Genomic DNA, 26,249 nt, shown 5'->3' on the forward strand with positions numbered 1-26,249 from the left:
ATGCCTTCTTTTATACCCTCTTATAAACTTTCATGCTGACTTGCGAAACTTAAATAAGTAAAAGGTTCGATTTCTGCAAATATCATTAGGATTTTTATTGAATATTTTTTGTTCAAGCCCGATAATGCTTTTGGAAAGTGTCTAAGAAACTGTAAGATGGGTTTAAATTCATTCATGGCACGAAGTAAAGAGCCACCTTTCAACAAGAAGTTGTCTTTGTATTGGCTTACTGCCCCCTATAAAGTAGTTTCTCGTTAAAGTATCTTGCCAAAGGATACATATTTTACAACTAGTCTTGCTCATGAGGTTAAGTAAAAATCATCTAAAATCACTGTAACATATTAGTGACTTTTTTCTTTTAATATGGGTTATATCATAAATAGTGATAATGCAAGCCAAGAAATTTGCAATTTATCTATACGAATTGAGGTGGCCATTGGACTTATTCTAGAAAAATGTGTTATCTTTGTATAAGTATTCAATAAATCATATCCTTATCATTAACAATAAAAAGCATATGGACGAAAGTATTAAAATTGTCAATTTGGGTCCTATTAAAGAGATAGAGATTGCACAAATCAAGCCGTTTATGGTATTGGTTGGTGAATCCGGCAGTGGGAAAAGCACGGTCATGAAAGTGCTTTCCTTGTTCCGTTGGATATACAAACGCGTTAATCTTCGCTCATACTTGCGCCATTCACAAGCTAAAGACCTGAAAGATCTGACTTTTAACATGAAGGATTTATTGAAATTTTCAGGTATTGATGAATATGTCAAAGAGAATACCGAAATCTATTATGAAAATGACGGATGCAGGATATCTTATACTAAGGAAGGATTGGTCACTCCTCGAAAGGTTATTCCACAAGACAAGTTGTCATTGAACAAGATCTGCTTCATTTCGGACAAACGGAATGAGATAGCGGATGTCATTGCAGGAAAGACCAGAGTGGAACAGACCGAGTCTTATTTTGAAGAGACATTGTCTGACTTCCGGACTGCCGTATCAGAAATAGAAACTTTTCCCATAGATTATTTGGGGATAGAAGTGAAGCGGGTAAAAGAGAAAAACAAGGAACGGTTTGTCATTTCAGGTATGGATGGGGATGACGAATATACCATTGGCTTGGAAAACGCTTCTTCGGGTATTCAGACTGTCAGTCCTCTTGCCCTCATTGTGGAATATTATGCCAAGCGTTATGATTCGGTAGACGGGATGAATAAATCCATTTTCCGTTATCTGGCAGATACGGATGGGCTGAAACATTTCAATGCGACCATGAATGTGGGCGAGATTCCCCATAGCAATATCTTCATACATATTGAGGAGCCGGAACTGAGCTTATATCCTGAAAGCCAAAAGTCGTTGATAGATTTCTTGATTAGCCGTTGTTTCCTAATGGAACACAAAGACAATATGTATTTGATGATGGCTACCCATAGTCCATATATTGTAAATTATCTAAATCTGTTGATTCGACGTGCCGAGGCCGGAGAATCCGCTCTTGGGCCTCAAATGAATTTCCATGAGATAGAGGTGTTGGAAATAGCAGACGGATATGCCACTTCGCTCAATATTGAGGGTGAGCAGCATCTGATAGATACCCGCATCATGTCTGATCCCATAACGGAAATTTATTCCGAATACAATAAAATACGATAAGCTGATGGAATCTTTGATGAAGAAAGACCTCGTGGAGGTTATCAACCGACAAAGAAGTGGTACATTGGCCGAATACACCGCAGAGCCGAATGTCATAACAGAAGATATAGAAGATAAGGTGTTTGATATCGTGGATGGAAAGGGAACGACTGTCACTATCAAAAGGAATGCAGGGGAAGGTACGGCCACATATTTTAACGGGGATGAGCAGCATGTCTACAAGCTGCGTTTCATCCGTTATGAGGATTACTTAAATCAATTTGAGAAATGGACGAAAGGCCTAGGACGTGCTGATTACATTGTGTATGACTGTTCCGGAAGCAATGCCCATTTTATTATTCATGAGTTGTCCGATGGCAAAGTAGGCAGTAAATTGTCAAAGGCGAGGACGCAGTTGTTTGCCACATTGCATTTATTGTTTGATGCTCCACGCATCAAAGCATTCATAGAAAGTTTCAGTAACAAGACGTGTGTTTTGACGGCGGGTAGTGCCCCTGTATGCTCTCCAAACGGTATGGCAGACGGTTTTAACCAAATATACAATATGCTTCCGGATCCCATCCCAATCAATGCCAAACTTATAACCAATCGCGGATTCAAGGCTTTTGAAACAAGAAATATAAAGTTATAGTATTGCCTGAAAATATTCTTAATGGTATGAATCCCAGTTATACAAAGATATACGACTGGGATTTTTTATACTTAACCTCGTACTGATGTCATTTGATTACTTTTAATGCCATCTGATGCCATCGTGTTTCTTATCTTGGATATAAATCCGTTCTTTGTCCTGTGTATAACAAGTGATCAGTTCATGAAAAATGTCATGCTATGAACATACAGGAAGCAAAGAAAATCAGGCTTGTTGATTTTTTAGGAGGACTGGGGCATCACCCGGTCATACAGCGCGGGAACAGTGTGTGGTACAAGTCTCCTTTCCGGATGGAAAAGGAGGCTTCCTTCAAGATTGATCTCCGGAAAGAATTGTGGTATGACTTCGGTCTGGGGAAGGGCGGGGATATTATTACCCTGGCTAAGGAAATTTACCGGACAGATGATATAAGTCATGTGCTGCGGTGTATTGAAGATAAAAGGGCGGTTTTGAAACCGGTTACAATCTCCTGCCCTGTTGAAGAGGCGGCACCCGCCTTTCAGGAGTTGAAAATCAGGCCGCTTGCCAACCGTATATTGCTTGCTTATCTGAAAGAACGGTGCATTGATGTGGAAACAGCGGGGAAGATATGCAGGGAGGCCTCCTTCAAGCGGAACGGAAAAAATTATTTTGCCATTGCCTTTCCCAATATTTCCGGTGGGTATGAGATACGGAACAGATTTTTTAAGGCTTGTATCTCCCCCAAGGATATTACTTGTATCACGAATGGACAGGAAACGGGCAGGTGTTATGTGTTCGAGGGATTTATGGACTTTCTGTCTTTTGAGCCGGCCTTTCCTCTTTGGACGAAGGGGGATTGCCTGGTGCTGAACTCCGTCAGCAACTTGCCGAAGGCTTTTTCCTTTCTTTCACGATATGATGACATTTACAGCTGTCTGGATAATGATGCTGCCGGAAATAATACGGTGATGGCGATGAGAGAAAAATATGGCGGCCGCGTACATGACCTTTCACAGGAATATGCCGGTTATAAGGATTTGAATGAATATCTGTGCCGTAAGCGATGAAACGTATGATTGTTGGAAGGATTATGTGAGGGGGTATTGAATGTCGTTTTGAATGATAAAACTACAGAATCATTTTCATTCTTGATTATTTTCGTTATTTTTGTGCCGATTATTAATTAAATAAAGGTTTATATGAACGAATTGTTGACTCAAATACAGGATGTATATGCCGCATTTTCTACCGATGCTGCGCTTCAGATTGAAAAGAATAACAAGGCCGCAGGTACTCGTGCCCGCAAAACTTCGTTGGAATTGGAAAAACTGATGAAGGAGTTCCGCAAGCTCTCTCTGGAAGAGTCCAAAAAATAATTTCTTCTTTTCTGGTTATCTTTACTTGCAGTTGCGGGATGTCGGTTTGTGAAAAGCCGCTCTCTGCTACTCTTTTGATATTTTTTGACAGTACAACCAAAACGGATGCTCCAATAGGCTTGGATTATAGCCGGTTGCGGTTCGTAATGGTTGTATTGTCCTGCAAATATGGGTTAAGGATGTTCCCTGTCTTGTTCGTTTCCCGCCCACAATGTCCGGTAGTCTTGGCAAATCCTTTCGTAATCTTCCGGCTTCAAGTGCGGGAAATTAGTGGCATACATATATTGAAGGTCTTCCGGCGTCAGTGCCGGATCTTGTTTTAGGATGTCATGGATTTCATCCTCGCACTCATAACGGTCGTTGAATATGCCCGTATGCGGATAGACAGCGGTACAATCCTCAATGATATGCTCTACAAATAGCAGGCCTTTCATCAAGTCTTTCTTGACCGTTATCTCGTGGTCTGAATGGGCGTTGTAATAACCGCAACTCAGATTGACACAGCTGACGCCCATCCCGTTTCCTTTCAGGACCATTACGTCGGTCAACAATCCGTTGTTCTCCTTATAACCCCATTCTTCCGGTTTTACCGCTTTTATGAACTCATCCGAACAAAGTTCCGAGAAACCGATGCTTGTAATCAGGTCGGAATTGCCTTTCCGGTCAGGCTGGATGACAAACCGTACGTCGTTGAAAAAAGGCATGTCTGCGTTGGAACTGCCCGCGCATCCGGTTTCCTCCTCCCTGAAGAAAGCTATTTTAATGGTATCGTATTTTTTCAGGCATTCCAGACAGATGAATATTCCGTTCTTGTCATCCGCCCCCGGATTCTCAAACCGCCTTTTGCCCGGGGAATAGCCGAAAATGATGTCCTTTGTCTCTATCGCCTTGAAATCCTTGGAGTGGTGGCAGTGTGCCACCTGGTCGATATGGCTGACCAGGCAGGGATAGTTTTCCCCCGTCCCTTTTATCACATAAAGATTTCCGTATCGGTCCTGTGAAACGGATATGTTACCAGGAAGTGTTCCGATATAGGAACGGAGGAAACGTATCATATTCTGTTCCTTTCCGCTCGGGCTGTGAATGCTATACAGCTTCTTTAGCAATTGTGTATTCATGTTCTTTTTCATTAAGTTTGTAACCATAGGGAAGACCGGTGCCGGGATTGAGCGTATCAAACGCCTCTTTGTCAAATATCCATGCCTTTCCGTCCTTTACCAATTTGTCCAATGTCCCGGCGGTGATGCTTGTATCCTTATACTTGTTTTCCGCATCCGTCCATACCTGAATCCGGGTGATGTCGTCCTCCTTTTCAAACCACTCATCGTCGTATTCGGAATAATACCAGTTCTTCCGCTTGAATTCCTTCTCCGCTTTTTCCATGCACTTGCCACAACAGTACTTCTCGCCGGTCAGGTGCGATTGCAGGGCATCCCTGTGCAATATCCATTCCTGGCATTCATCACAAGTTGTACAGTCATCATCATGGTGGTATTCGTATATTGATTCTATCCATACAAAATCGTTCAGGTTGTCCGTATCCACATGGATTTGCGCACCGTTCCTGTAGCACAGCCGGGTTTCTTCACAATAATATCCATGATAGTCATCCCATTCATCCCCGTCCTCATCCCCATTGAGGTTGATGTCTGTGGTGTCAAGGTCGTGAGAATATTCTTCCGGTTCATAATTATAGGCTTTTTTCTTACTATGATTATACCATTTGAAGGAATCCTGGTAAGAGAGCGTGTCGCGTATATCCAATCGGCAGTCGATTTCAAACTTCTTATTTTTAAGGGAGTTTCCGGAAATGTCCACAAAAGCATCCGCATCACTGCATGATGCGCCGATAACTTTATATCCGTCTATGTATTCTCCATGAATCAGCTTGTCAATCAGCAGCCTTTTCAGCGTGTCGTCCTTATTGGAGGCGTATTGCCTTTCCAACAACCTCCATTTTTTACCGTGTTGGTCTGTCACGTCTGTAAACAGGATTGCCCTTGCTACGATATAATCATGTTCGTCTGTGATATAGGCGGCCTTGGCATTCACTGAATAGGCATAAAACTCATCCCTGTTCCTGCCCGTCATACAGGAACCGAAATCACCCTTGCATTTCCAATAGTCATATATCTTGTCAAACCGGTTGTCCACATGCAGTTTCAGACCGGAACCATGCCCGTAGGCATAGGTGTACCATTGCCGGGTGAAGACATCTCCGGAAAGCCAGTTCAGGATTCCCGGGGAAAGCAGCTTCCCAATCTCCGTTTCAAGGATAAGCGTCCTCATGAATTTTCCGGATTTCATTTTGAAGGTCCGGTTCCGTTCGACATTGATATAACAGACTGAAGACTTGTCCATATCTTCGCAAATCCCTTTGGATTCATTTGTCCTGTACAATCCGGAGTGATAGGTTTCCCCTATCAGTTCCACCTTGTTTGTAAGCTTCCCGTCGTTCCTTCCAGACTCTTTGACAGCCTCGGTAACTTTTTTCTGCAAGTCTGCCATATCGGATATGTGCAACAGGCTGTAATCGTTGTGTGTCAAACAATACCGGAGCAACAGAGGATTCTTTAAATGTCCGAGCAATATTTTGTTCTTTCTGGATATCACTCCGTTTTCCCTTGTTGTAAGTCCGAACCGTTTTTTGAAATCTTCGTAGTTTTTAATTTGGTAGTATAACATATTTTCCAGTTTTGATATTGTCCATGAATAAAAAAGAGATATCCCTTCCGGGACATCTCTTTGGGGTGTTTCAAACCGTATATTCCCTCACGTTGGAGTAAGGGTCTGTATTTCCTGTTCAGGCAGACATATACATCCGGATTGTTTTTTCATCCAGCCTAAGCAGTTTCTTTTCGGGCAGGAAACAGTCTATTTCTTCCATCAACTCAAATCCTTCCGGTGAGTTCGGGTAGTTCCGTATGGCATACTCCAGTTCGTCAGAGGCAATTTTCATTCCGTCGGTTTCGATGAACGGGTACTTTATTCCGAAAAAGTGGAGATATTCAATCCGGTTGTTGTCCGTCACTTCCGTTTTGTAATTTTTCATTTCTTTCGTTTGAACCATAATCTTTCTTTTTTGATTAAACATGACCGACTTGGCAAGAGCCAGTATTTCTATTTCTTATATGCCCCGGTTTGCTTTTTGCCGTGATTGCGCAAGGCTTGGAAGGAAAAAATACCGGAGCGAAGCGAGGATGATTTTTTCCTTCCAACCAGTCCGGAGGACCGCCTTGCCCAATCGAAGGCAAAAGGCGACCTTTGCAGGTAAGAATTGAAATACGATATGAATGGTCTTGTAAGAAATTGTACGGCAGTGATGTACGACGGCATTCGTGGACTATCCATGTACATGCCGCATTGTACGGCAGACATGGTAAGGAAATCCGACAGTCTGTCCGGGCATAAGTGTCATGTGCGGTCTGCCATGGAAAAGAAAAACCGTCCGGTAGACAGACGTGGTGCCGGATTCAGTCGAACGCTTCCATCCGGTTGGTTTCCAGCAATGCCAGGACATCTTTCTCCTTGTACAATAATTTGCCTCCTATCTTGTAATAGGGTATTTTTCCGTTCAGGCGGTAGTCCGCCAGTGTCCTTCGTGTCAGTTTCAGTTTTCCGGCAAGTTCGCTGTCCGTCATGTAACGGTCGCCGTTCAGTAGCGGACGGAACTTTTCCGCCTGTATGTCCAGAAGGCGGGACAATGTGTCAATGGTCCGGAAAAACTGCCTGATTTCCGGACTTTCCTTGGTCAATAGTGATTGTGCCATTGTATCTTGCCAATTAAAGGATTACCTGACGAATCGTATTTTCCATAAAGCGGATGATGTCCTGACGCCTGTAATATACTTTGCGGTCTATATGGCTGTAAGGGATCGCCCTGCGTCTTCGGAGCTGTAACAGTTTTCCGGGGGAGACTCCCATCAGCATACATGCTTCCTGGTTGTCTATCCAGTCATCCATACTCCGGGAATTTTCCCCGCATATTTCCCGCACCTTTTTTGCAAGGGCTTCCAAGGCCCTGTTCATTTCCAAAAATGTCTGCGCTTCAATGGTTACGATTTCCATACGTTTCTCTTTTTTATCCGGTACGAAAATAGGGATGGAATCCCTTTCCTCCAAAAAGGTGTCTGTAAATGTCATCAGACGGCATCAGATGGCAAGGGGAACGAAAATGTGAAATATTTAAATGCCCCCGAGAAAGTAGCAAGCAGGAATTGAACAGGATTTTAGTCCCTGTTTAAATTTTCTTCAAAAGGGAATGACTTGCAGGCCTTTTCCGATAAAAACAACTATATTTATCCGCCATCAGGATTTTAACCTTTGAAATGTTTATATTATGGAATTGATTGTGAATTTGTCGGTGATATTGTTTTTTATCGGGCTTTGGATGTATGCCCGGTATTGGAGAAAAATGTGCGGGAAGGCGTTCTGCCAATATGCGGCTGCCTGCTGCGGGAGAGAGGAAAGAGAAAAGCTGATGCGGTATGCCATAATAGCGGGAAACCGTCATGCCCCCTTGTTGTATGCGTTGACTTATCCCGAACGGTTTGACAAGGCCCGGCCGTTACGCTTGTTTGAATTCAGGGGAATCCGCTGTGTGTTTGCCGGATATTATTTCCCTCAACGTTATGAAAACTGGCTTTGTGACGACCAGTCCGAATTTGTCCAGAAGGTGTATGATTTCAAGGAAGGGAGAGACCCATGCCGGAATTGTTTCTCGCAGGCGTTCCGGGTTCTTTCCGTTACCGGAGATGTGACCGCCATGTTTATGCCATGCAGCACTTCCCGGCGCTACCATCGACGTTTTTCCGGTATAGCCGCTTTTCTGGAGTCCGGGGGCTATGCCCGGTCGGGGCTGGATTTGATATGTATCACGGAAGACAGGGAGAGCAAACATACTTCCGGAAGACGTTCCGGAGTGGATACGGCCAATTATATGATGGCGAGGGGGCTGCGGGGGAAACGGGTTGTAATCGTGGATGACCTGCTGACCAGCGGTGACAGCCTGCTGGAGTATGCCCATAACCTGGAAAGGGTCGGCGCCATAGTGACAGGCGCTGTCTTTCTGGCCCGTACGTTCCGGATGCCCCCGCCGGCAACAGTCAGACGGGTTGTCTGGAAACATCATTTATCGGCGTTGCTGACAGGAAAGTAAGACGGCGGGCATGACTGTACGCGATTTGTAAAGTTTACAATACCCCCTTTACAACTTTACACTTTGTCTTTTACAATAATACGCGGAATAAAATTTGTATTCTTTTCTAATTGTTTTATAATCAGGATATTCGTTTGATGCTTTTTGTGAAGTGCCGGCTGACGGCACGTTTTTTTCACTATGGATGGCATATACTCTTATCAGTGCGCACAAGAAAGGGTATTCCAGTAATAACCTTTAAAATACAGGAGAGACATGCCATGATGTATATAGACAATGAAGTGCTTGAGAAAATGATTATGACCATAGTGGAAGGGTTTGACCGGATGGAAAAGAAACTGGACAGTATGATGCGTGTGAAGGACTGCATGGATGGTGACAAGCTGCTGGACAACTATGACCTGGCCAGACTGCTCGGGGTGTCGTTGCGGACAGTGGCCCGTTACCGGGAGAAAGGGCTGATCCGGTATTATCAGACGGATGAGAACGGGAAGAACTTTTATCGCAGTTCGGATGTGCAGGAGTTCCTGCAACAGCGCGGGAAGAAAAAATAGAGAATGTTTTATTTCACAATGAGGAAGTTATGTTAACTTTGCACCTGAAATACATGTTATGAAGACAGATATGAAATATGCGGTGGCGGTCCTGGTGGACGGTGACAACGCATCCTTCGAGAATTTGGAGGATGTGATGGGGTTTGTCTCCCGCCACGGAAATGCCATTATCAGACGGATATACGGTGACTGGACGCGGAAACCGCTTTCCGGCTGGAAGGATGCCGCCGGAGAACACGGTTTCCGGCTGGTACAGGCCTCTTCCTTTGCCTCCGGGAAAAACACCACGGATATCGCCCTGGTCATAGACGCGATGGATATTCTGCGTGACGGACTGGCCGACTGTTTCTGTCTGGTTGCCAGCGACGGTGATTATACCCTGCTTGCCCAGCGGATACGGGAAGCCGGCCTGCCGGTATTGGGATACGGTGAAGGCAAGACCCCGGCACCGCTGGTACGCGCCTGTACTGAATTTCTGTATGCGGACCGCATGGAAGGGAAGCCGGTGGAGAATACGCCCGGATACTTTCTCCGGCGGGATATGGAATATTTTGACAGGGCTTTCGAGGAGGCCGCCGACGGTAAGACGGAAGTTCCTCTCTCGCTGGTCGGAACCGCCCTGAAGAGGATGATGCCCAAGTTCAAGATAAAAAGATACGGTTGCAAGACTTTGGGAAAACTGTATGAGAAACTGGACCGTTATGAGCTGGTCCGGACGGAAAAAGGAGTGGCGGGGGCCGTACGGTTGAAACGCTGAACGTTTTTTATAAAGGGTGACCGAAACTCCGGTTTAGCCCGGATGAGCTTTTGATTTGAAACTTGAACGTCCCTAAAGGCAAAAAGAAGAGCCGTATCATTGCTCAAAACGGAGCTTGATACGGCTCTTTTCAGGGCTTGCAGTTACAATCAGTAGCTTTGCAGAGAGTCATTGGGGGGGGAACATCCTCCGGATTTTTCAATTCGGGCATTATGGCACTCTCTTTTCCGTTTATACCGGGATGGGATTCACCCGTAGCGTGTCAAGGTTGAGATAGGCCCCCCGGTAAAAGGTCCTTCCTTCCCTGAACATGCGCCAGAGGATGTCGCAGCCGGTTTGTGCCAGCATGGAGTTGATGAAGAGGTCCTGCTTCTGCAATGCTTCCGCCAGCGAACAGCTCGGTCCGGAATCCTTCTCCTCAATGGTGGAATAACTTGTCTCCTCGGTAATCACATTCATTCTGGGTATGGTGTGGTACTCGGTGGAGGCGGGCTGATGTATCTTGTTCCGGATATTGCCTATCAGAACCTGCCCGGTTGTCTGGGCATTGCCGAAATCCATCCAGTAAATCGGTGTCTTTTCGTCATTGTGCGTATTCTTCCTGTGGTGCTTCAGGAGTCTCCACAAGTCAAGCCGGGAACGGATGTTGTCCGTGCAGGTAATGATTATATTCGCCAGTCCGGGACTGTCATCGTCGTGTTTCCGCCTTGACGGGAAACTCTTTCCTTTCGCTTCCCAGGTGTAGCCGAAGAACCGGTTGATACGGGTGACAAGCGCCACAGCCTTGTTCAGCCCGGTTTCCGCCTCGCTGAACAGCTGTCGTCCGATGTTCGCTCCGGTAACGGTATCGGGGTCGAAGACCGTGACATGCAGTCCCGGATGGCCGAGCGCCTGCAATGCCATGCCCATACGTGCCAGGCAGGTGACTACCTGGGAGCCTGTGCCTCCTGCCCCGATTACGAAAACGGTTACCGGATGATAGGGATTGAGGAGGTATTGGTCTGTGTAATGTATTTTTCTCATGACAGTATATCTTTTAGCTGTTTGTTTGCCGGTTTGAGCTCGTCATTGTTGAACGGCCGCTCCCGTGCCTGCTCCGTTACCGAGACCAGATTGCCGCGTGTCGGATTTTCACTTCCTCCCAGGTGCGAGAATTCGCTGAGCCAGAAGCGTTTCTCCCAATATTCCTGAAGCGCATGGAAGTCCATATTTTCCGGTTTTACCAATGTGGAGCTGCCCAGGCACACACTTCCGCGCGTCACATTGAAGAAAGGCGCCAGATAAAGCGGCGTGTCCTCTTCCGGTGTCCGCCCCTTGTAGGCGAATATGGTCATTCTCTCGTTTTCAATGATGTAGACAACTCCCGGCAGATGGAATACGCCATCCTTGATGTTCAGGCTGTCCTTGAAGAACATCCGCCGTTTTCCCGGCGGGTTGTACCATATATATTTCTCATGCCCTTTCCGGGTGTCGCACCATAACATGTTGGAAGGCAGCCTGCCGTGGGGCACATTCTGCCTTTCGTCCGAATAGGATTCCACCAGGGCGTTCATGAACTCGTACGTGACCGGAATGCCCGCTTCCATTCTGCCCGCCTTGTTGATGGGACGAAGCTCAAGGTAATTCTTTCCGGTTGCATAAGCGCTTTCCCTGTATTCATAGGCGATGAGCGCCGCTTTGGGCACCATTATCTCCTGCATCTTTTTGGTCAGTTCATTCATCTCTATCTGATTTTTGATTTGAAATTTTGATTGGGGGAATTAAAAGGAGCCGGCTATATGCTGCATGAACCTCTGCATCCACTTAGAGAGCCTTTCCGGGTAATCGTCCATGCGGAACAGCCTGTCCGTTTCCGGTGTCAGGTACATGTATGTGACCGGGGTGATGGTATAGGTTTCACGGCAGTCCGAATTGAAATAAGACTCCATGTTTTCTGCCAGCATATCATTGTTGGAGTATGCCAGCATGATTTGGGTGTCAAGTCCTATCGGTGGAAAATCCGGTTCTTTCTCATACGCCCAGTCGTAATAGTACTGTATGAGACACGGGCTGTCCGGTGTTATCAGTTCCAGCCCCTCGCTTACCAGTCCGAGGAGGTCCCGTTCCCTCTTCGCTTCTGTCCGGCATTCCCGTATTTTGTCCTCCAGCCGTACACAGAACGGCTTTCCCTCCATCCGCTTGAGCGCTTTTGAGATTTTTCCGTTATCATAGGATTCCGCCAGCAGGCTGTTTCGCCTGACCTCCTGCGGCGAGGCGTCCGGGTCACGGTTCTTCCAGTCACGCAGTTCTTCCAGTGCCAGTTCGTAATACCATGTTTCCTTGACCATGTTCAATCCGTGGTGCCGGATGAACCGGCGGATGAATTCGCGGACGATGCACCGTACCGGTACGGAGATTTTCTCTATGAAATCAATGGGAATCCAGAACAAGGTGTAATCCGGCCATTCATGGAACCTGTACAGGCAGAAGTAAAGCCTTCCCGCCTTTTCCTCCAGATTGACCTGTTCGGGCAGCGCCTCGTCCATTGCCCGGTACAGTCCGGCGATGTTCATGCGGGGACTGCCCCCTTTCCGTGGACGGAAAGGGAGCTTTATCCCCATCAGCCCGGCATATCTTAATGCCGACCGGTAGAGGAAGTCAAAATTCTCGGATGTCGTGAGATTTGTTTCGGTTTCATCCGTTTCGTTTTCCATGTAATAATCGGTCGCAATGGGGGAAACTTTCCCGGTCAGAAAAGCATTACGCTTTCTGCCGGTGGCAACCTCCGTCTTTTTCGGGAGGTCACGCCCCGGCTGACATTTGAGGAACCGGCTTCTCTGATTATCAGGCCTGCCAGGTTTGCCGTCAGGGATTTCGGTAATAATCTGCATGTTTCCTTCTTTTGATTGTTTCTCTTTATTTTCGCCATATCCCTATCCTTTTGTCCCGATGGTTGTCTTGAACCGGTAAACCGTCCTGTCATTCTCCCATTCCGGCCCGTGCACGGTAGCCGTGGTCAGTTCGGGATAGGTCATGGAATAAAAGTCCATCACTTCGGAAGGGGACATGTTGCTGTCCGGATCTGCCAGTTCCATTTCTGTAGAATTTTTCTTCATTTTGAATATTCTCTGCAATCCTTTGATTTCAAGTGCCATAATTTTTTGTTTTTATAAGGTTTAACAACATATCGTTTCCATTTGCGCCTCATCTTTCATCCGGTATTCTTCCGGAAAGTCAAGGTATTCGGCATAAGGGTCCTCCCGGAGGAGTTCCCTGTCACATTCGTCATCCTTGTCAAAGCTGTACATTTCCGCCGGCTGCGGTTGCGACCTGTACTCGCGGTTCCCGCTGTTTCCCGGTGCGGCCTGTACGGAGACATTCTGCGGTTGCGCCGGGACCGGTTGCGGCCATTGTCCTCCGTACACGGGCTGCTGCGGCATGTGTACGGGCTGATGGAACTGTATGGCCTGCGGCATGGTCTGCGATGCCTGCACGGGCTGTCCGGGAGGTATCTGACCCCGTTGTTCCGCATAAGGATGAGAGTAAGCCGGTCTTCCGTCCGCTCCATATTGGACCGAAGGGGCAGGCTGTGTATATTGTACCGGTTGCGGAGGCTGCTGTTGCGGTACGTTTTGGGGCATGGCAGCTGCCGGTTCCGGCTCGAAAATCAGCGCCTGTCCGTCTTGCCGGCGTAGTGGTTGTGCTTCCTGTCGCGGTTGTGACGCCTGCATAAACGGTTCCTCTCCGAAAAGGCTTCCCTCGGAGGCTTTTTTCTGCACTTCCGCCATTTTTGCGTCAATGTCCTTCTGTCTGTCAGGTGTGGCCAGTACCTTCGCCTGCCTGAGCCACGTCAGCGCCTCGGAATAGCGTTTGCCGGCAATCGCCTCATCCGCCTTTTTCAGCAATTTTTCCATTTTCTCCCGTTTTTCCCTGACCTCCTTCGGTTCCTTTTCCAGCGGGGATTTGGCGCCCTTGTTCTGCGACGCCGCCTGTTCCGCCTGTTTTTCGAATGTCTCCAGGTTGGTGAGGATGCCCTGCGCTTTCTGTACGGGAGTGCTGATGGCTTGAAGGAACTCCGCATCCAGTTCCTCCGGAGTGCCGTTCAATACCAGGGGAACGATTTGCCCCCCGGCTTCGCCTTTCAGTCCGGTGCGGCGGGGCATGACAGCCACGGTCAGACGGTTGTCGACTTGCCGGATACTGAAACTCAGGTCAGTGCCGGCTGTAATCATTCGGTTGATAGCTTGAAAAAACATAGTGGTAAAATATTAAAGTGTTATACATTCGTTTCGTTAAAGAAATCCTTCAGGATTTGCCGCCTGTCGGGTTTTGAGGCGATGCCTCTCAACGGTTCCAGATAGTACCCGATATGTTTCGGTCCGTCCACCGTGCCGGGGATACGTTTTTTAGTCGGTCTGATACGGTGTGTGGCGGGCCATGCGGCCGGCATGACCGGAGCCGGGGAAGAAAATGTCGCTGTTCTCATGTCTTTGAAGGATTAACGGTTATACGAACATGCCTGCCAGAAGCAGGACAAGAATTATTTTTATGACAAAGGAAAGGGTCCTGAAAAAGAATCCGATGATTGTTCCCGAGAAGAGGAACAGGACGATGGTGTACACAGGGACGATCCCCTTGTTGTAAAGCAGGCATATTCCTGCGAGCAGGACCAGCGCTACCGCTTGTCTGCTGATTTTTTCGATGAGTTGCAGTTTCATGTTCTTTATAATTTTAAGTATGAATAATCCCATCGGGATATGTTTTCCCGATTTTATAGGCTCCCGTCCCTTGGATTGCCTTTTTGCGCAAGGCTTGGGAAAAGAAAATACCGGAGCGGAGCGAGGATGATTTTCTTTCCCCAACCAAGCCCCTGAAAGGGGCCGCCTTGCAGCAAATAATGAGGCAATCCAAGACCTTTGCCGCTTAAAAGCGGAAAAACTATCCTGCCGTCTTGTCCGGACCGGAATCAGGCCGGCTCTAAAAAAGAAAAGAGGCACGGGCCTCTGATGACGCCTGTACCTCTTTCCTCTTTTGTCTGTCTGGAATCCGGATGGCCGGTAAACCTCCGCGGGTCATTCCTCCGGGCGTTGGATCCGGCGGATTTCATTGGTAATCCCCTTCACCAGTTCCAGTACACCGTCCAGAAATTCCTCCGGTGTCCGTTCGCCCCGCTCTATCTGCGCCAGTTCCGCTTCCCAGCCCGAGGTGAGGGAGGCGTCGGCTATTTTCATGCCCCGTACCGTTTCGTAGAAAAAGAGCCCCTTGGGAGTCGGAATGACGTATTTCCCCGAATAACGGATATATTTGCGTTCGAGCAAGGTGCGGATGATGTTGGCTCGTGTGGCTACCGTTCCCAGTCCGTTCCTGTCCATGAATCCGACCAGTTCCGCATCCGTATAGGGGGAGGGCGGCAGGTTTCTCTTGCGGATGATGCTGCAACCGGCCACCTCTACCAGTTCGTCCCGGGACAGCTCGGGAAGGGAGAGGCTGGAAAAGCCTTCTTCCGCGATGAGATGTTCCCGTCCCAAGACGCCGGTCCATCCTTTTTCCAGTATGCGGTATGTCCGGGTACGGAATTTGTGTGCGGCGCATACCGCATCGACCGTGGTGTATTCCACCTTGCAGGATGGCGAGAAAGCTTCGAGCATCCTGCCTACGATGAGCGTATAGACCTGCATCTCCTCCCTGGTCAGGTCGCCGGGTGACATGCCGGTGATGATGATGGCATGGTGCTCCGTCGTCTTCAGCGGGTTGATGACGGCCTTTGCGCCGGCAATATCCAGCCGGTCCGCATACGTCCGGAACTCCTTGCGCGCCAGCATCTTTTCCATGACGGCGGGAAGCGTGGCATACACATCTTCCGGCAAAAATCGGCAGGCAGTACGCGGATAGGAAATCAGTTTCTTCTCATACAGGCTCTGTGTGATTTCCTGTACCTGTATGGCGGTCAGGCCATGGTAGAGGTTCGCATCCGTCTGAAGTCCGGTCAGGTCATACAGAGCCGGAGCCCGAACCTCCTCCGTCCTGCGGCTGACCGCCGTGATGCGGGCTTTCCGTGCCGCCTTGCAGTCCTCGTACAGCTCCGTCGCATTCCGATGCTCCTCAAAATCTTCGGTGCGCCGCATCTTGATTATCCGGTTGTCTTTGCAGATGCTGATGAATACTGGCCAGCTGTCGGCACCTATGTGGTTCTCCCTTTCCCGATAACGTCCGCTTATGGCCGCCAGCACAGGTGTCTGCACCCTGCCCAGCGAGTTGTTTCCGAAGCCTACCGCCTTGCACACGGCGTAACTTGAATTGACTCCCAGCATCCAGTCCGCCCTGTTGCGGCTGTCTGCCGCCAGGAACAGGTTGTCGAACTGATGGCACGGGCGGAGGTTCGCCATGCCCTCCAAAATGGCCTCATCCGTCAGTGACGAGATCCAAAGGCGGAGACAAGGCTGCTTGCATCCGAGGAAGCGGTAAAGGTGGCGGAACAGCATTTCCCCCTCGCGGGAGGCGTCGGTGGCCGCAATGATCGTGTCGCATGCGTCGAACACTTTGGCTATCACTTTCAGTTGGAGCACCGCGTTGATGTCGGGATTCCATCCGGTATCCGTCTTCATGTTCTTCACCGTCAGGTAAGGAGGCGGGACCAGCGGGAAATCCTCCCATTCCACCCTCGCTTTTCCGGAATCCTTCGGCATCGCCAGGGAAAGCATGTTGCCGAATGTCCATGTCACCATGTAGCCGCCTCCGGTCATGTAACCGTTCTCTTTCTTATGGGCGCCTACCACTCTTGCTATCTCTCTGCCCACGTTGGGCTTGTCAGTCAATATTGCAATCATATTCTTTTTTTCTTTTTATGTACTCCGTACCGTCCGGCACGGAGTACGTGTCCAACTTCTTCCGTCTTATGCTTCCGGTTCCTTTTCCGGGCTGATTCCCTTGATTTCCAGGACCGGTTTTCCACCGGGTCCGGGTACCAGTCTCAATGTGGCGTCCATGCTCAGGTCGATGACCGGGGTACGGAACTTCAACGGAATGGCTTCCGTCTCCATGCCTTGCAGCAACCGCTCCATGCTGCCGTCCGCCTCCAGCTGTTCCTTGCTGAGCCCGAGGGTCTTCAGAACGTTCCACTCCATATCTTCCGCCTTGAGGCGGGTCTTCTGATTCGTATTCATACGTTTCTTGATTTTGGGGTTGTTTGTAAAGTCATTTTCTCTGTCATTTCCGGTATCATCCTACATGGCCTGTTTCGCGCTTTTCTTCTGCTCCTGTTGTTGGGCGTTGTCCGCCTGTGTCGCCCGGCGGGAAGTGTCCCTCCGGATATCCGGATTGTCCTGGAAATACTGCAACTGCCCGGAACCGGGGTTGACTTTCAGGTAGGAGCTGAACTGTTTTCCGTTGCTTTTCAGGTCGGAAATGAGAATGGCCTTTCCGTCCTGGAGGTTTGCCCTCTCCTGCGCGGTGAACACATGGCCGTACACTTCCGCCGGGATGCGCGGCACCTGCTGCTCGTTGAACCCGTCCGGGGTACGGGAGTATTGCGGGTTGCCGGTGGTCATGTTCAGCTTGACGAAGGCGGAGAACTCCTCTCCCTTGCGGTTGACCATGTTTTCCAGAAAGACCGGCTGTCCCTTGCGGAGCAGCTCCTTGTCCTCGTGGGTGAGCTGCACGTTGCAGATCTCCTTCGGGATGTAGATTTCGCCTGTCTCCGGATTGTGGCGGGTATAGTTCGGACGTCCCGTCACCTTGTCCAGCGTGACGAATGAGGAGAACACCTCGTCGGAGTTCCTGCGTTTCATGTCCTCGACCAGGATGGTGTGCCCCTCGCTGAGCATCTTCAACTGGGTGGGGGAGAGCTGTACCCCGCCGAGGGACTGCTGGTTGAACGCCTGGTCCTTGGGAAAGATGAACTCCAGCCCCCTGCGTTCGGCGCTGTACTGTAGTGTAGCGCTGAATTCTTTCCCCTTGTTGGAAATCATCCCGTCCACGAACACCTGTCCGCCGTTCTTGAGGGTCTGTATCTCGTCGGGACTCAACTTGACACCCCTTACCTCATCCTGCACGTAGACATGCTCCTGGCGGACGGCCACCAGCTCGTTGGTGTTCTTGTCGATGGAGATCAGACAGGGTTCCGTCGTGCCTCCGCGCAGGTTCAGTTCCGCCACACGTCCCATGTTGCCGCTCTCGCGCAGGTTCTTCTTATCCTCCTCGGTGAAGATATGCCCGAAGTACGGGCGTTCCAGCTGCGGCTCCTTGCGTATGCCGTGGACGCCGAGCCCGACCTGTCCGTTCTGCATGGGTATCAGTGAAAGGCGCGCGTCCATACGGATGGTGGCGGCGTCCAATGTCAGCGTAAGCGGTACCAGCTTGTTCGTCTTGTAGCCTTTCAGCATGGAGTCAAGCAGTCCCTCCTGTTCGAGCGACGCTTTGGGAACACCGATCTTTTCCAGTGCGTTCCAGTCAATCATGTCCTCATTGTAGCGGTAACGCGGTGCCTGCGGCTGTTGTTCCGCCTGCGGTACCTGCGGCTGCGCGCCTTGTGCCGCCTGTTGCACCTCGCTCTGTTGCAGGGGTTCCTGCGGTTGTTGTGGCTGTTGCTGTTTTTTCTTTGCCATCGTTTCTGTTTTTTCTTGGTTTACATTCTGTTCCTTCCTGTTCTCTTTGGGACGGATTTCGTAGCGCTTGAGGAACTCTTTCACTGCGTCCGTCTGTTTTCCTTCCGCCAGGTCCCTGATGGCCTGCTTGTTCATCTTGTAATCGTGGACGGTCATGCGGATCAGCCGGAAATGCGTGGGGTTCTTGAGCTGGCTCCAGAAATTCTTGATGAAATTCTCGAGGATACTTGAGTTCTTGTCGAATTTCAGGAATGAATTCTCGTTCCGTTCATCCGCCGGAACAGTTTTCACCTTTCCTTGTCCGTCGATTCCGCTGACCGCCCGCACGCCCGCTTTCGGGTCGTTCTTGTTGTGAACCAGCATCAGTTCGGTAATCTGTTCCACCGGAAGGGCCTCGTCTTTCGCCTTCGGTTTCCTGGTCCGTTTGGGTTTCTCGTTCATGTTCTTTTCTTGTGCCATACATCATCTTTTTGAGGTTAATGAATCGCTTTGACACTTCAAATGTATGAGTATATTTTGGATAAAATGCTGATTTTCAAAAAGGTGACATCGGACGTCATCAGATGTCATCAGATGTCCGGAAAGGTGCTTCAAAACAAGTAGGAAATACAAGGGCGGCAGGAAAAAAGAGTAGGGGCAGGCGAGGGGACGTACCGCAGGGAAAAGGACAAACGGCGTGCATGGCACGGAAGAAAAAAGGAGCGGGTATGGCGGCCCATGCAGAACAGAGGGAGCTGAAGTCCCCTGTTTTTTCTTGTGGTCCGTCATATACTTAATAAGAAGATTTCAGGCGGGACGGGATATGGTATGGTCAGTATTTGATTTTCAGGGAATATAAGAAACGGTTCCTCCGGAATATCTCCTGTATGTATTGCCCGTGCGTCACGTCGGTCGCAGTTTGCCCCTGTAATCATCCTTCAAATCGAAGCGGGATTGCCGCCGCATTCTTTTTCGCGGCAATTTTCCCCGGCGCCAGCCGCAAGGAAAATTGCCACGAAAAGAGTGTGGAAAATGCGGCTGGCAAGACCGGTTCGATTTTCCTTTGATGGAAGGGGAAACTGTCCTGTATATTATTATCCGGTCCTTTCAGACCTGTTCCTTGGTAATCCCGTACATGCCCATTTTCTTGTAAAGGGTCGGGCGGCTGATGCCCAGCAAGGCTGCCGCCTGTGTCAGGTTGCCTTTGGATATGGTGACCGCCATCCTGATCTGTTCCGCATTCCGCTGTTCGTCTTTTAGCAGGCAGTTGTTTATCTTTTCTTCCTTCGCAAGATTCAATATGGTCTTTCCCGCCTGCTGCAACCGTAAGCACTGAGGGGTTATCAGTTTTCCGCCACATATCAGTACCGCCACATGGACAACCTGTTTCAATTCACGGACATTCCCCGGCCAGCCGTAGCCCAGCAATATTTTTTTTGCCGCCTCGTCAAAATCCGGAATCTCCTTTCCCAGTTGTCCGGCAGACTGGATACGGAAAAAATCAGCCAGCGGGAGTATGTCTTCCAGGCAATCCTGCAACGTGGGCACGGTGATTGTAAAATCCTGCAACCGGTATAGCAGGTCCTTCCGGAAGCGTTTTTCCGCGACGGCACCCTGCAAGTCCTCGTTGGTGGCGGCGATGACGCGCACGTCCATCCGCTTGTCCTGCCTTCCGCCCACGGGGCGGTACCTCCGTTCCTCCATCGCACGCAACAGCATCTGTTGTATTTCCACCGGCAGATTCTCCACCTCGTCCAGGAACAACGTGCCTCCCCGCGCTTCCTGGAAATATCCCGGTTTTTCATCCGTCGCCCCCGTGAACGCCCCTTTGACATGGCCGAAAAAGGCGGATGCCGCCAATTCCCTTGACAGGCTTCCGCAATCCACGGTTATGTACGGCTTGTTCGCCCTCAGGCTCCGTTTGTGGATCTTGCCCGCCAGATGCTCCTTGCCCGTCCCCGTGTTGCCGAGTATGAGCACCGTCATGTCCGTGGGGGCAACCAGGCGGATGTAGCGGTCCAGCTCGCGGAAAGCGGCGCTCTTGCGTTCATAAATCACTTTGGCGAATGCCTCGTCCGCCATCCTTATCTTTTTCAGTGCGGGGAGCAGCTTGTCTTCGAGCAGCGGTTTGAGGATATAATCCTCCGCTCCCAGTTTCATGGCATGTACAGCCGTGTGTATCTCCTCATAGTTCGTCATCATGATGAACGGATGGGTGTAGCCCTGTCCCCTCATCCATTCCAGCAGCGCGGTGCTTTCCCCGTCCGGCAGTCTCAGGTCGGCCAGCACGATGTCATCCTCCCGGACGGAACGGGCGATGACCTGCCGCGCCTGTGCCAGCCGGTAGGCCTTCACTGTCTGGTAATCGGCATTCTGCAAGAAGTTGCAGATATAATCGCAGAACAATATATTGTCCTCAACCACAATCACTCTCATAGCTTTCCTTTGCCTGTTGTGCCAAATCAATTATTTCCTTTCCCTTGTCCAGTACTTTCCGGACCGCCCGGCCGAACTCCTCCGCTGAACATTCCCCGTCCCCCTGAAGCAGCATGAACAGGTCCCGCAGGGGCTTGCCGGCATGGATTATCTCCCAGGAACTGCTCAGGTGGTGGGTCCATTCCCTGAGCGACTCGCAATCGTTCCTTTCCGCACTTTCCGCCATCGCCGCGATATCGTCCGTTGTCTCCCTGATAAGCGTCTCCAGCATTTCCAGCCTGTCGCCATACTCCAGCAACGCATGGAAATCGACTTGCTCCTGCTGCCTTTCGTCGCCCAGGCATCCCGTACAGACTTGCAGCAGCTCTTCCACGGAGAACGGTTTTTTCAGGCAGGCCGAGAACCCCGCCTCATGCAGGTCCGCCGTATTGCAGCCTCCCGAAGCGGTGGCCGCAATGACCGGAATGGTCCGCGAGTTTCCCACATTGGCTGTGCGAAGCAGTTTCAACACATCAAACCCGTTCATCTGCGGCATTTTCAAGTCGGTGATCATCAGGTCATAGTTCTGACGGCGGATGCATTCCATCAGGTCACGTACGCACCCGCATGTCGTGCACATCACCCCATGGTGCGCGAACATCTCCTTGACGGCGGCCAGCAGGACGGTATCGTTGTCCAACGCCACGACGGTAAAAGGCTGTACGAGGGACCGGGTGCCGTTTTCTCTCTTCACCGTCTCCTCCGCGGTTGACACGGGCAGGAGCACCGTGAAGCAGCTTCCGGACCCTTTTCTGCTTGTCAGTTCTATCGTGCCTCCCAGCAGTCCGACCAGTTCCTTGACAATGGAGAGCCCCAGTCCCACACCCTCCTCGGCCATCGCGTTGGGCAACCGCTCGAAAGCGGTGAAAACGCGTGCCTGCTCCTCCGCACTCATCCCCGTACCGGTATCCTCGACGGAGAGCTGCAAGGTTCCGTTATCAAACCGCATGCGTAATGTGACCGCCCCCCGCTCCGTGAACTTGATGGCGTTTGACAACAGGTTATGTCCTATCTGGACAATCCGTTTCTTGTCCCCGATGACCACCCTGTCCCTTGGACTCTCCATATTCAGGAAGAGGTTCTTGTCCGCCGCCAGCGGCATGAAATCCGCTTCCAGCGTCTCGATGACGGTATGTAGCCTGAACGGAACCGGATTGACTTCCTCCTTTCCGCTCTCCAGCCGGAAAAATCCCAACAAAGTGTTCAGCATGGCCTCCATGTGTCCCGCCACCCGGCGTATCGTCCGGTTGTATTCTTTCCGTTTGGATATCTTTTTCTCCGTCGCGAGCAGTTCAGCATAGCTGTTGATTGTCGTAAGCGGTGTGCGCAGGTCATGGGTCACGGTCAGCATGATTCTTTTTCTTGCCGCAATCAGCTCCTCGTTTTCGGCGACGGTATGTTCCAATTGCCCGATTGTTTCCTCCAGCCTTTTCTTGTAGCGGTTTATGCGTGCCATGTCCCGGTGTATAATCATGTAGGAGCCTCCGAGCAGCAGGAGCATGAACACCACCAGCCCGGCGACTATGGCCAGTGACCGTTTGCCCGTCCTGCCCAGCTTCTCCTCCCGTTGCTGCATCTCTTCCTGGATATTCCGGTCCATGTGCCTGATAACCTGTTGAAGCTGCTCGTTGAGCAACCTGTTGCGGGAGGCGAGGATATGTGCCTGCTCGGAGAACTGGCGCGCATATTGCCGCTGTCTGTCCGCTATGCTCCTGTTGAGGGTATGGAGTGCGGATGTGTCCGGGGAGGTTTCCGTCTTCTCTTTTTTCCCGAACAGCCTTTTCAGGAATCCTCCCTTCCTGCCGGTCTTTTTCGGGGGGCTTTGTCCGGCTGTTTGCGGAAGCTGTCCGGCTATTTCCCGGCCGGCTTGCTGCTGCTTGCGCATAATCTCCTTGATTTGCAGCATGGACTGTTCCTTGTCCCTCCATAAGATGCGGATACTGTCTATCCGGGCGTTGGGATGCAATTCCTGTAAACCGTACAACAGGCTGTCGACTGTCGATTTCTGTTTCAGGTACGTGTTGAAATCCTTCTCGTCCCACTCCGTGAATGTGTCGCAGAACAAAGAGAGTTCAAGCATTTTCATATATACATTGCGTATGGCCCGCTTTTGTCTGTTTATTTGCCGGACATTCGTTTCTATAGACCTGATCTCCCGCCATTCGTGGATACCTATATATATGATACAGCCAACCGTCAGGAGCACGGTGATGTACCCCGCCGCAATCTTGGCAAGAAGCGACCGCGGGTGTGAAGTCTTTCTTATCAGTCTGTTCCAATTTATCAATGTATGAGCTTTTTTATTTTTGTTATACCCGGTTTTAAACAAGCGAATAATAAAAACCGACCAGTCGGTATTTTATTATTCGCAAAGATAAACCTTTCCAAATAATAACAAAAGAAAAAGTATTCAAATGCAAGGCAAATGTGCCGTTTACATTAGAAAAATGCGGCTTTAAGCGAAGAGAAGCGGTTATTGTATTTGAAAAAGCAGTGCTCCAAAGGTTTTTCCTATGGAATTTTCGAACAATTGCCGGCTGAACACCTGTATGTCGTCCACAGACTGCTTGTGAATGACAACGACCGCATTGAAAAGAAAATCCTGTTCCCTGGTAAGAAGTTCGTGGTACATTTGCGGAAATTCGTCCATGTATTCGTTGGCGGAGGATACGAACTGCATGTAATACATCAATCCGTTGCCCTCCAGTTTTTCAGGAAAGCTGTCGATTACCCGTTCAATCGGGTTTTTGTAGGACCGGAGAAATTCGTCCCATCTTCTCCCTTCCAGATAATCCATTTCCGGAGAGAGCTGGGAAGCCGGGAAAAAGCGCATTTTCACGACAGTGTCAATCAAATGCCGTTTGGATGAAAAATAGTGCATGACCGCTCCTTTGGACTTATGCACGGCTGCCGCCACATCGCAAAATGAAGTCTGTTTCATGCCTTTGGTAAGGAACAGTACATACGCCTCGTCAATTATCCGCTGTTTCAAGTTTGGATCCATATCACACCTGCATTATATAAAAAATAGCACAGATGCAATCAACAACCCAAACGTGGCAGTGGAAAAGCCTAGAGATGAAGTCGACGCACCCGTGCTATATGTTTTGATATAGCGCAAGCTGTCATATCCCATCTTCTCTCTTTGAAATTTTCCACTTTTCGTTTGAAAGATGTATATGATACTATACTATTTTACCTATTAGTTTTGCAAAATTAAGCTATTTATTGCTTATTTCCAAACTTAAACACTTAAACTACACTTAATAACACAGTTCCATAGGAGAAGCGTCCGCTTTCCGGAACAAGCAACAGGATTTTTTCACCGGACTTCAGTTCGTGTGTTTTCCAGAATTCATCCAATATGGCGAAGATGGCGGCAGAAGCTATATTGCCTACTCTGGATAGGTTGGTAAACCACTTGCTTTCGTCAATTCCGATTCCAATCCCTTTTAATTCATTTATTATCTTATCATAAAAAAACATGGAGGAAACATGGGGCAGTACATAAGAAATGGATTCCGGTGCCACATTGTGTTTCTCAAGACAATATTTTATGTGTTTCGCCCAATATGGGACGGCATGAGCCCCTAAAAGTTTAACATCTTGTTTTACCACAAAAAGAGATTGTTCTGTTCTTTCCAAATTATTGAATGATTTCCAACTTTTCAGTTCTCCATTTTCTTTTCTTTCTGCGCCCATATACATACATGTCGGCAATTCATTGGCATACGAAGTCATTTCCACCCACTCAACATGCAAAGCCTTTCCATTGCCAGGATTGTTTTGAAGCAATACCGCACTAGCCCCGTCACTCAACATGAATCGAAGGAAATCTTTTTCGAGTGCCATGTAAGGTTGGACTCCTAAATCAGCACATTTCTCATACTCAATATCATAGTTCTTTGAGAGTAGTGTTGCGGATGTCAATTCGGAAGTACTACATATTGCATTTCTTTTTTCACCGGACAAAACGCCCCAAAAAGCTGTTTTAAATGCTTGTAAACATGACAAACAGATGCCTGATGCAGAGAAAATCTCCAAAGGTTTGTTTTTTAACAGGCCGTGTACCATGGATGCATGAGAGGGAAGCATTTGGTCCGGACTGGATGTTGCACATGACAACAATTCGATTTCTGAATTTGAGATGTCGGAATTTTTTAATAGTTGAAGGATTGAATTTACAGCCATTTCTGCGTTGGTATGTGTGATTTTCTGCTCCTTTGTCAGTGCATAATAACGTTGTTTTATACCGTTTTGTTTCAAAATTACAGGCTTGACTCTTGAATGTTTTCCTGTAATTAATCCCAAAAAATCTTCCATATCTTCATTGGAAACAGGTTTATTCGGGAAATAACAAGATGTTCCCGTAATAAAAACATCATTTTTCATTTATTTACTTGTTTTTAATTAGAAAATATAAAAAAATAAATTGCTCTCTCAGTGTATTGACATCTAATCCATTTCTCAGTGCATCCTGATATGATTTACCCAAGAATATCAATCTGATTTGTTGAACAAATAAGTCAATGTTGCAAGTGCTACGTATTTCTCCCTCTTTTTGTGCCTTGGTAGCTATTTGTTTTAGCTGTATCATTTCATTTTTTTCTATTTCGTTCAATAGTTGATGAAATCCAGGATAATACTTTTCTGCTTGCAAAATTAAATTCATGTAAGCACGTGTTCCATTAATATTTGTATCCGGAATGACGAATTGAGTTAGTCTTTCCATTGTTTTTGCAATGTTATCAACATACCAATTCAGGTATTCAAGTAAAGACATGTCTGTAACATTGTCAAACTGATGTTTTACTTTCTGAGTATCTAATATATAGAAATTTATAACATCTACCAACAAGTCTTGTTTGGTCGGATAATGATAGGACATACAACCTCTTGACAGGTTGAGACTTTGTTCAATATCTTTCAAGGGGACCATATTATACTCCTTTGTCAGAAACAACTTGAATGCGGTCTCCCTTATTAATGCTTTTGTTTCTGTTCCTTTTGTTCCTTTCATAAATATGTATTTTAAAATTTAGTAGATGACAAAAATTAAACTTATGCTGTTAAACATTTAATTTTTAAGCGG

The 26,249-nt window shown here is 48.5% G+C and carries 27 protein-coding genes; 7 read left to right on the forward strand and 20 right to left on the reverse strand.

Translation table 11 applies throughout. The features are described 5' to 3' along the window. Positions 1-517: 517 nt before the first annotated feature. The 4 genes from E5355_RS16285 to E5355_RS16300 all read left to right on the forward strand — a co-directional run bounded on the left by E5355_RS16285 (position 518) and on the right by E5355_RS16300 (position 3,652). Complete coding sequence (locus E5355_RS16285; RefSeq protein WP_135036081.1) at positions 518-1,663, forward strand: AAA family ATPase; 1,146 nt, start codon at positions 518-520, stop codon at positions 1,661-1,663. Positions 1,664-1,667: 4 nt separating this feature from the next. Continuing rightward, positions 1,668-2,294: a hypothetical protein gene (locus tag E5355_RS16290; protein ID WP_100262773.1), complete on the forward strand. Its 627-nt coding sequence runs from the start codon at positions 1,668-1,670 to the stop codon at positions 2,292-2,294. Positions 2,295-2,494: 200 nt separating this feature from the next. After that, positions 2,495-3,343, forward strand: coding sequence for a toprim domain-containing protein (locus tag E5355_RS16295; RefSeq protein WP_135036078.1), 849 nt, complete (start codon positions 2,495-2,497; stop codon positions 3,341-3,343). Between the two features lie 132 nt (positions 3,344-3,475). Further along, positions 3,476-3,652, forward strand: a complete 177-nt coding sequence (locus tag E5355_RS16300; protein WP_005682854.1) for a histone H1 — start codon at positions 3,476-3,478, stop codon at positions 3,650-3,652. Between the two features lie 173 nt (positions 3,653-3,825). On the opposite strand, the gene E5355_RS16305 is transcribed toward E5355_RS16300, so the two are convergent. The 5 genes from E5355_RS16305 to E5355_RS16325 form a co-directional block, all read right to left on the reverse strand. Further along, a complete protein-coding gene (locus tag E5355_RS16305; protein ID WP_135036075.1) occupies positions 3,826-4,770 on the reverse strand; it encodes a hypothetical protein in 945 nt (314 codons plus the stop codon). Beyond that, the gene (locus E5355_RS16310; RefSeq protein WP_135036072.1) at positions 4,739-6,337 is read right to left on the reverse strand and encodes a hypothetical protein; all 1,599 of its coding nucleotides are present in this window, start codon (positions 6,335-6,337) and stop codon (positions 4,739-4,741) included. The genes E5355_RS16305 and E5355_RS16310 overlap by 32 nt, the downstream gene beginning before the upstream one ends. A 118-nt stretch (positions 6,338-6,455) precedes the next feature. Beyond that, positions 6,456-6,704, reverse strand: a complete 249-nt coding sequence (locus E5355_RS16315) for a hypothetical protein (protein WP_228099399.1) — start codon at positions 6,702-6,704, stop codon at positions 6,456-6,458. Positions 6,705-7,125: 421 nt separating this feature from the next. Beyond that, the gene (locus E5355_RS16320) at positions 7,126-7,422 is read right to left on the reverse strand and encodes a helix-turn-helix domain-containing protein (protein WP_057279575.1); all 297 of its coding nucleotides are present in this window, start codon (positions 7,420-7,422) and stop codon (positions 7,126-7,128) included. A 13-nt stretch (positions 7,423-7,435) separates the two neighbouring features. Continuing rightward, entirely contained in the window at positions 7,436-7,720 is a 285-nt protein-coding gene (locus tag E5355_RS16325) for a helix-turn-helix domain-containing protein (protein ID WP_135036087.1), read from the reverse strand. A 271-nt stretch (positions 7,721-7,991) separates the two neighbouring features. On the opposite strand from E5355_RS16325, the gene E5355_RS16330 reads away from it, so the two are divergent. The 3 genes from E5355_RS16330 (at position 7,992) to E5355_RS16340 (ending at position 10,121) form a co-directional block, all read left to right on the forward strand. Continuing rightward, entirely contained in the window at positions 7,992-8,810 is an 819-nt protein-coding gene (locus tag E5355_RS16330) for a phosphoribosyltransferase (protein ID WP_135036066.1), read from the forward strand. 260 nt (positions 8,811-9,070) lie between these two features. Further along, the gene (locus E5355_RS16335) at positions 9,071-9,364 is read left to right on the forward strand and encodes a helix-turn-helix domain-containing protein (RefSeq protein WP_016271540.1); all 294 of its coding nucleotides are present in this window, start codon (positions 9,071-9,073) and stop codon (positions 9,362-9,364) included. Between the two features lie 58 nt (positions 9,365-9,422). Next, positions 9,423-10,121, forward strand: a complete 699-nt coding sequence (locus E5355_RS16340; RefSeq protein WP_135036063.1) for an NYN domain-containing protein — start codon at positions 9,423-9,425, stop codon at positions 10,119-10,121. Between the two features lie 231 nt (positions 10,122-10,352). On the opposite strand, the gene E5355_RS16345 is transcribed toward E5355_RS16340, so the two are convergent. From E5355_RS16345 to E5355_RS16415, 15 genes are all read right to left on the reverse strand, one after another. Beyond that, positions 10,353-11,144, reverse strand: a complete 792-nt coding sequence (locus E5355_RS16345; RefSeq protein ID WP_005682864.1) for a PRTRC system ThiF family protein — start codon at positions 11,142-11,144, stop codon at positions 10,353-10,355. Then, a complete protein-coding gene (locus E5355_RS16350; protein WP_005682865.1) occupies positions 11,141-11,842 on the reverse strand; it encodes a prokaryotic E2 ligase family D protein in 702 nt (233 codons plus the stop codon). The genes E5355_RS16345 and E5355_RS16350 overlap by 4 nt, the downstream gene beginning before the upstream one ends. A gap of 39 nt (positions 11,843-11,881) precedes the next feature. Next, positions 11,882-12,991: a hypothetical protein gene (locus E5355_RS16355; protein ID WP_117867268.1), complete on the reverse strand. Its 1,110-nt coding sequence runs from the start codon at positions 12,989-12,991 to the stop codon at positions 11,882-11,884. 42 nt (positions 12,992-13,033) lie between these two features. Beyond that, positions 13,034-13,255: a PRTRC system protein C gene (locus E5355_RS16360; RefSeq protein WP_005682867.1), complete on the reverse strand. Its 222-nt coding sequence runs from the start codon at positions 13,253-13,255 to the stop codon at positions 13,034-13,036. Positions 13,256-13,276: 21 nt separating this feature from the next. Beyond that, positions 13,277-14,356: a PRTRC system protein E gene (locus E5355_RS16365; RefSeq protein WP_135036060.1), complete on the reverse strand. Its 1,080-nt coding sequence runs from the start codon at positions 14,354-14,356 to the stop codon at positions 13,277-13,279. Positions 14,357-14,376: 20 nt separating this feature from the next. Next, a complete protein-coding gene (locus E5355_RS16370) occupies positions 14,377-14,586 on the reverse strand; it encodes a hypothetical protein (protein ID WP_100262840.1) in 210 nt (69 codons plus the stop codon). 19 nt (positions 14,587-14,605) lie between these two features. Further along, on the reverse strand, positions 14,606-14,818 hold the full coding sequence (locus tag E5355_RS16375) for a hypothetical protein (protein WP_005682870.1): 213 nt from the start codon (positions 14,816-14,818) through the stop codon (positions 14,606-14,608). A gap of 354 nt (positions 14,819-15,172) precedes the next feature. Beyond that, complete coding sequence (locus E5355_RS16380; RefSeq protein ID WP_135036057.1) at positions 15,173-16,927, reverse strand: DNA topoisomerase; 1,755 nt, start codon at positions 16,925-16,927, stop codon at positions 15,173-15,175. Positions 16,928-16,993: 66 nt separating this feature from the next. Continuing rightward, positions 16,994-17,263: a DUF4099 domain-containing protein gene (locus E5355_RS16385; protein ID WP_005682873.1), complete on the reverse strand. Its 270-nt coding sequence runs from the start codon at positions 17,261-17,263 to the stop codon at positions 16,994-16,996. A 60-nt stretch (positions 17,264-17,323) separates the two neighbouring features. Then, positions 17,324-19,162: a DUF3945 domain-containing protein gene (locus E5355_RS16390; protein ID WP_135036054.1), complete on the reverse strand. Its 1,839-nt coding sequence runs from the start codon at positions 19,160-19,162 to the stop codon at positions 17,324-17,326. A gap of 627 nt (positions 19,163-19,789) precedes the next feature. Then, positions 19,790-21,118 (reverse strand): sigma-54-dependent transcriptional regulator, encoded by a 1,329-nt coding sequence (locus E5355_RS16395; RefSeq protein ID WP_135036051.1) that lies wholly within the window; start codon positions 21,116-21,118, stop codon positions 19,790-19,792. Continuing rightward, positions 21,099-23,444 carry a hybrid sensor histidine kinase/response regulator gene (locus tag E5355_RS16400; protein ID WP_135036048.1) on the reverse strand — a complete coding sequence of 782 codons (2,346 nt, stop codon included), beginning with the start codon at positions 23,442-23,444 and terminating at the stop codon, positions 21,099-21,101. The genes E5355_RS16395 and E5355_RS16400 overlap by 20 nt, the downstream gene beginning before the upstream one ends. A gap of 186 nt (positions 23,445-23,630) precedes the next feature. Next, the gene (locus E5355_RS16405) at positions 23,631-24,161 is read right to left on the reverse strand and encodes a TetR/AcrR family transcriptional regulator (RefSeq protein ID WP_135036046.1); all 531 of its coding nucleotides are present in this window, start codon (positions 24,159-24,161) and stop codon (positions 23,631-23,633) included. A 248-nt stretch (positions 24,162-24,409) separates the two neighbouring features. Beyond that, positions 24,410-25,549 (reverse strand): StlD/DarB family beta-ketosynthase, encoded by a 1,140-nt coding sequence (locus E5355_RS16410; protein WP_135036043.1) that lies wholly within the window; start codon positions 25,547-25,549, stop codon positions 24,410-24,412. Positions 25,550-25,553: 4 nt separating this feature from the next. Next, positions 25,554-26,177: a TetR/AcrR family transcriptional regulator gene (locus tag E5355_RS16415; RefSeq protein ID WP_135036040.1), complete on the reverse strand. Its 624-nt coding sequence runs from the start codon at positions 26,175-26,177 to the stop codon at positions 25,554-25,556. Positions 26,178-26,249 lie beyond the last annotated feature (72 nt).

The organism is Bacteroides muris (ex Afrizal et al. 2022), assembly GCF_004793475.1.
GTDB lineage: Bacteria > Bacteroidota > Bacteroidia > Bacteroidales > Bacteroidaceae > Bacteroides > Bacteroides muris.

Excerpts from the sequence above, each read along its gene's own strand:
- E5355_RS16285 (WP_135036081.1), top strand. The coding sequence starts at position 518 with ATGGACGAAAGTATTAAAATTGTCAATTTGGGTCCTATTAAAGAGATA.
- E5355_RS16290 (WP_100262773.1), top strand. The coding sequence starts at position 1,668 with ATGGAATCTTTGATGAAGAAAGACCTCGTGGAGGTTATCAACCGACAA.
- E5355_RS16295 (WP_135036078.1), top strand. The coding sequence starts at position 2,495 with ATGAACATACAGGAAGCAAAGAAAATCAGGCTTGTTGATTTTTTAGGA.
- E5355_RS16300 (WP_005682854.1), top strand. The coding sequence starts at position 3,476 with ATGAACGAATTGTTGACTCAAATACAGGATGTATATGCCGCATTTTCT.
- E5355_RS16305 (WP_135036075.1), bottom strand. The coding sequence starts at position 4,770 with ATGAATACACAATTGCTAAAGAAGCTGTATAGCATTCACAGCCCGAGC.
- E5355_RS16310 (WP_135036072.1), bottom strand. The coding sequence starts at position 6,337 with ATGTTATACTACCAAATTAAAAACTACGAAGATTTCAAAAAACGGTTC.
- E5355_RS16315 (WP_228099399.1), bottom strand. The coding sequence starts at position 6,704 with ATGAAAAATTACAAAACGGAAGTGACGGACAACAACCGGATTGAATAT.
- E5355_RS16320 (WP_057279575.1), bottom strand. The coding sequence starts at position 7,422 with ATGGCACAATCACTATTGACCAAGGAAAGTCCGGAAATCAGGCAGTTT.
- E5355_RS16325 (WP_135036087.1), bottom strand. The coding sequence starts at position 7,720 with ATGGAAATCGTAACCATTGAAGCGCAGACATTTTTGGAAATGAACAGG.
- E5355_RS16330 (WP_135036066.1), top strand. The coding sequence starts at position 7,992 with ATGGAATTGATTGTGAATTTGTCGGTGATATTGTTTTTTATCGGGCTT.
- E5355_RS16335 (WP_016271540.1), top strand. The coding sequence starts at position 9,071 with ATGATGTATATAGACAATGAAGTGCTTGAGAAAATGATTATGACCATA.
- E5355_RS16340 (WP_135036063.1), top strand. The coding sequence starts at position 9,423 with ATGAAGACAGATATGAAATATGCGGTGGCGGTCCTGGTGGACGGTGAC.
- E5355_RS16345 (WP_005682864.1), bottom strand. The coding sequence starts at position 11,144 with ATGAGAAAAATACATTACACAGACCAATACCTCCTCAATCCCTATCAT.
- E5355_RS16350 (WP_005682865.1), bottom strand. The coding sequence starts at position 11,842 with ATGAATGAACTGACCAAAAAGATGCAGGAGATAATGGTGCCCAAAGCG.
- E5355_RS16355 (WP_117867268.1), bottom strand. The coding sequence starts at position 12,991 with ATGCAGATTATTACCGAAATCCCTGACGGCAAACCTGGCAGGCCTGAT.
- E5355_RS16360 (WP_005682867.1), bottom strand. The coding sequence starts at position 13,255 with ATGGCACTTGAAATCAAAGGATTGCAGAGAATATTCAAAATGAAGAAA.
- E5355_RS16365 (WP_135036060.1), bottom strand. The coding sequence starts at position 14,356 with ATGTTTTTTCAAGCTATCAACCGAATGATTACAGCCGGCACTGACCTG.
- E5355_RS16370 (WP_100262840.1), bottom strand. The coding sequence starts at position 14,586 with ATGAGAACAGCGACATTTTCTTCCCCGGCTCCGGTCATGCCGGCCGCA.
- E5355_RS16375 (WP_005682870.1), bottom strand. The coding sequence starts at position 14,818 with ATGAAACTGCAACTCATCGAAAAAATCAGCAGACAAGCGGTAGCGCTG.
- E5355_RS16380 (WP_135036057.1), bottom strand. The coding sequence starts at position 16,927 with ATGATTGCAATATTGACTGACAAGCCCAACGTGGGCAGAGAGATAGCA.
- E5355_RS16385 (WP_005682873.1), bottom strand. The coding sequence starts at position 17,263 with ATGAATACGAATCAGAAGACCCGCCTCAAGGCGGAAGATATGGAGTGG.
- E5355_RS16390 (WP_135036054.1), bottom strand. The coding sequence starts at position 19,162 with ATGGCACAAGAAAAGAACATGAACGAGAAACCCAAACGGACCAGGAAA.
- E5355_RS16395 (WP_135036051.1), bottom strand. The coding sequence starts at position 21,118 with ATGAGAGTGATTGTGGTTGAGGACAATATATTGTTCTGCGATTATATC.
- E5355_RS16405 (WP_135036046.1), bottom strand. The coding sequence starts at position 24,161 with ATGGATCCAAACTTGAAACAGCGGATAATTGACGAGGCGTATGTACTG.
- E5355_RS16410 (WP_135036043.1), bottom strand. The coding sequence starts at position 25,549 with ATGAAAAATGATGTTTTTATTACGGGAACATCTTGTTATTTCCCGAAT.
- E5355_RS16415 (WP_135036040.1), bottom strand. The coding sequence starts at position 26,177 with ATGAAAGGAACAAAAGGAACAGAAACAAAAGCATTAATAAGGGAGACC.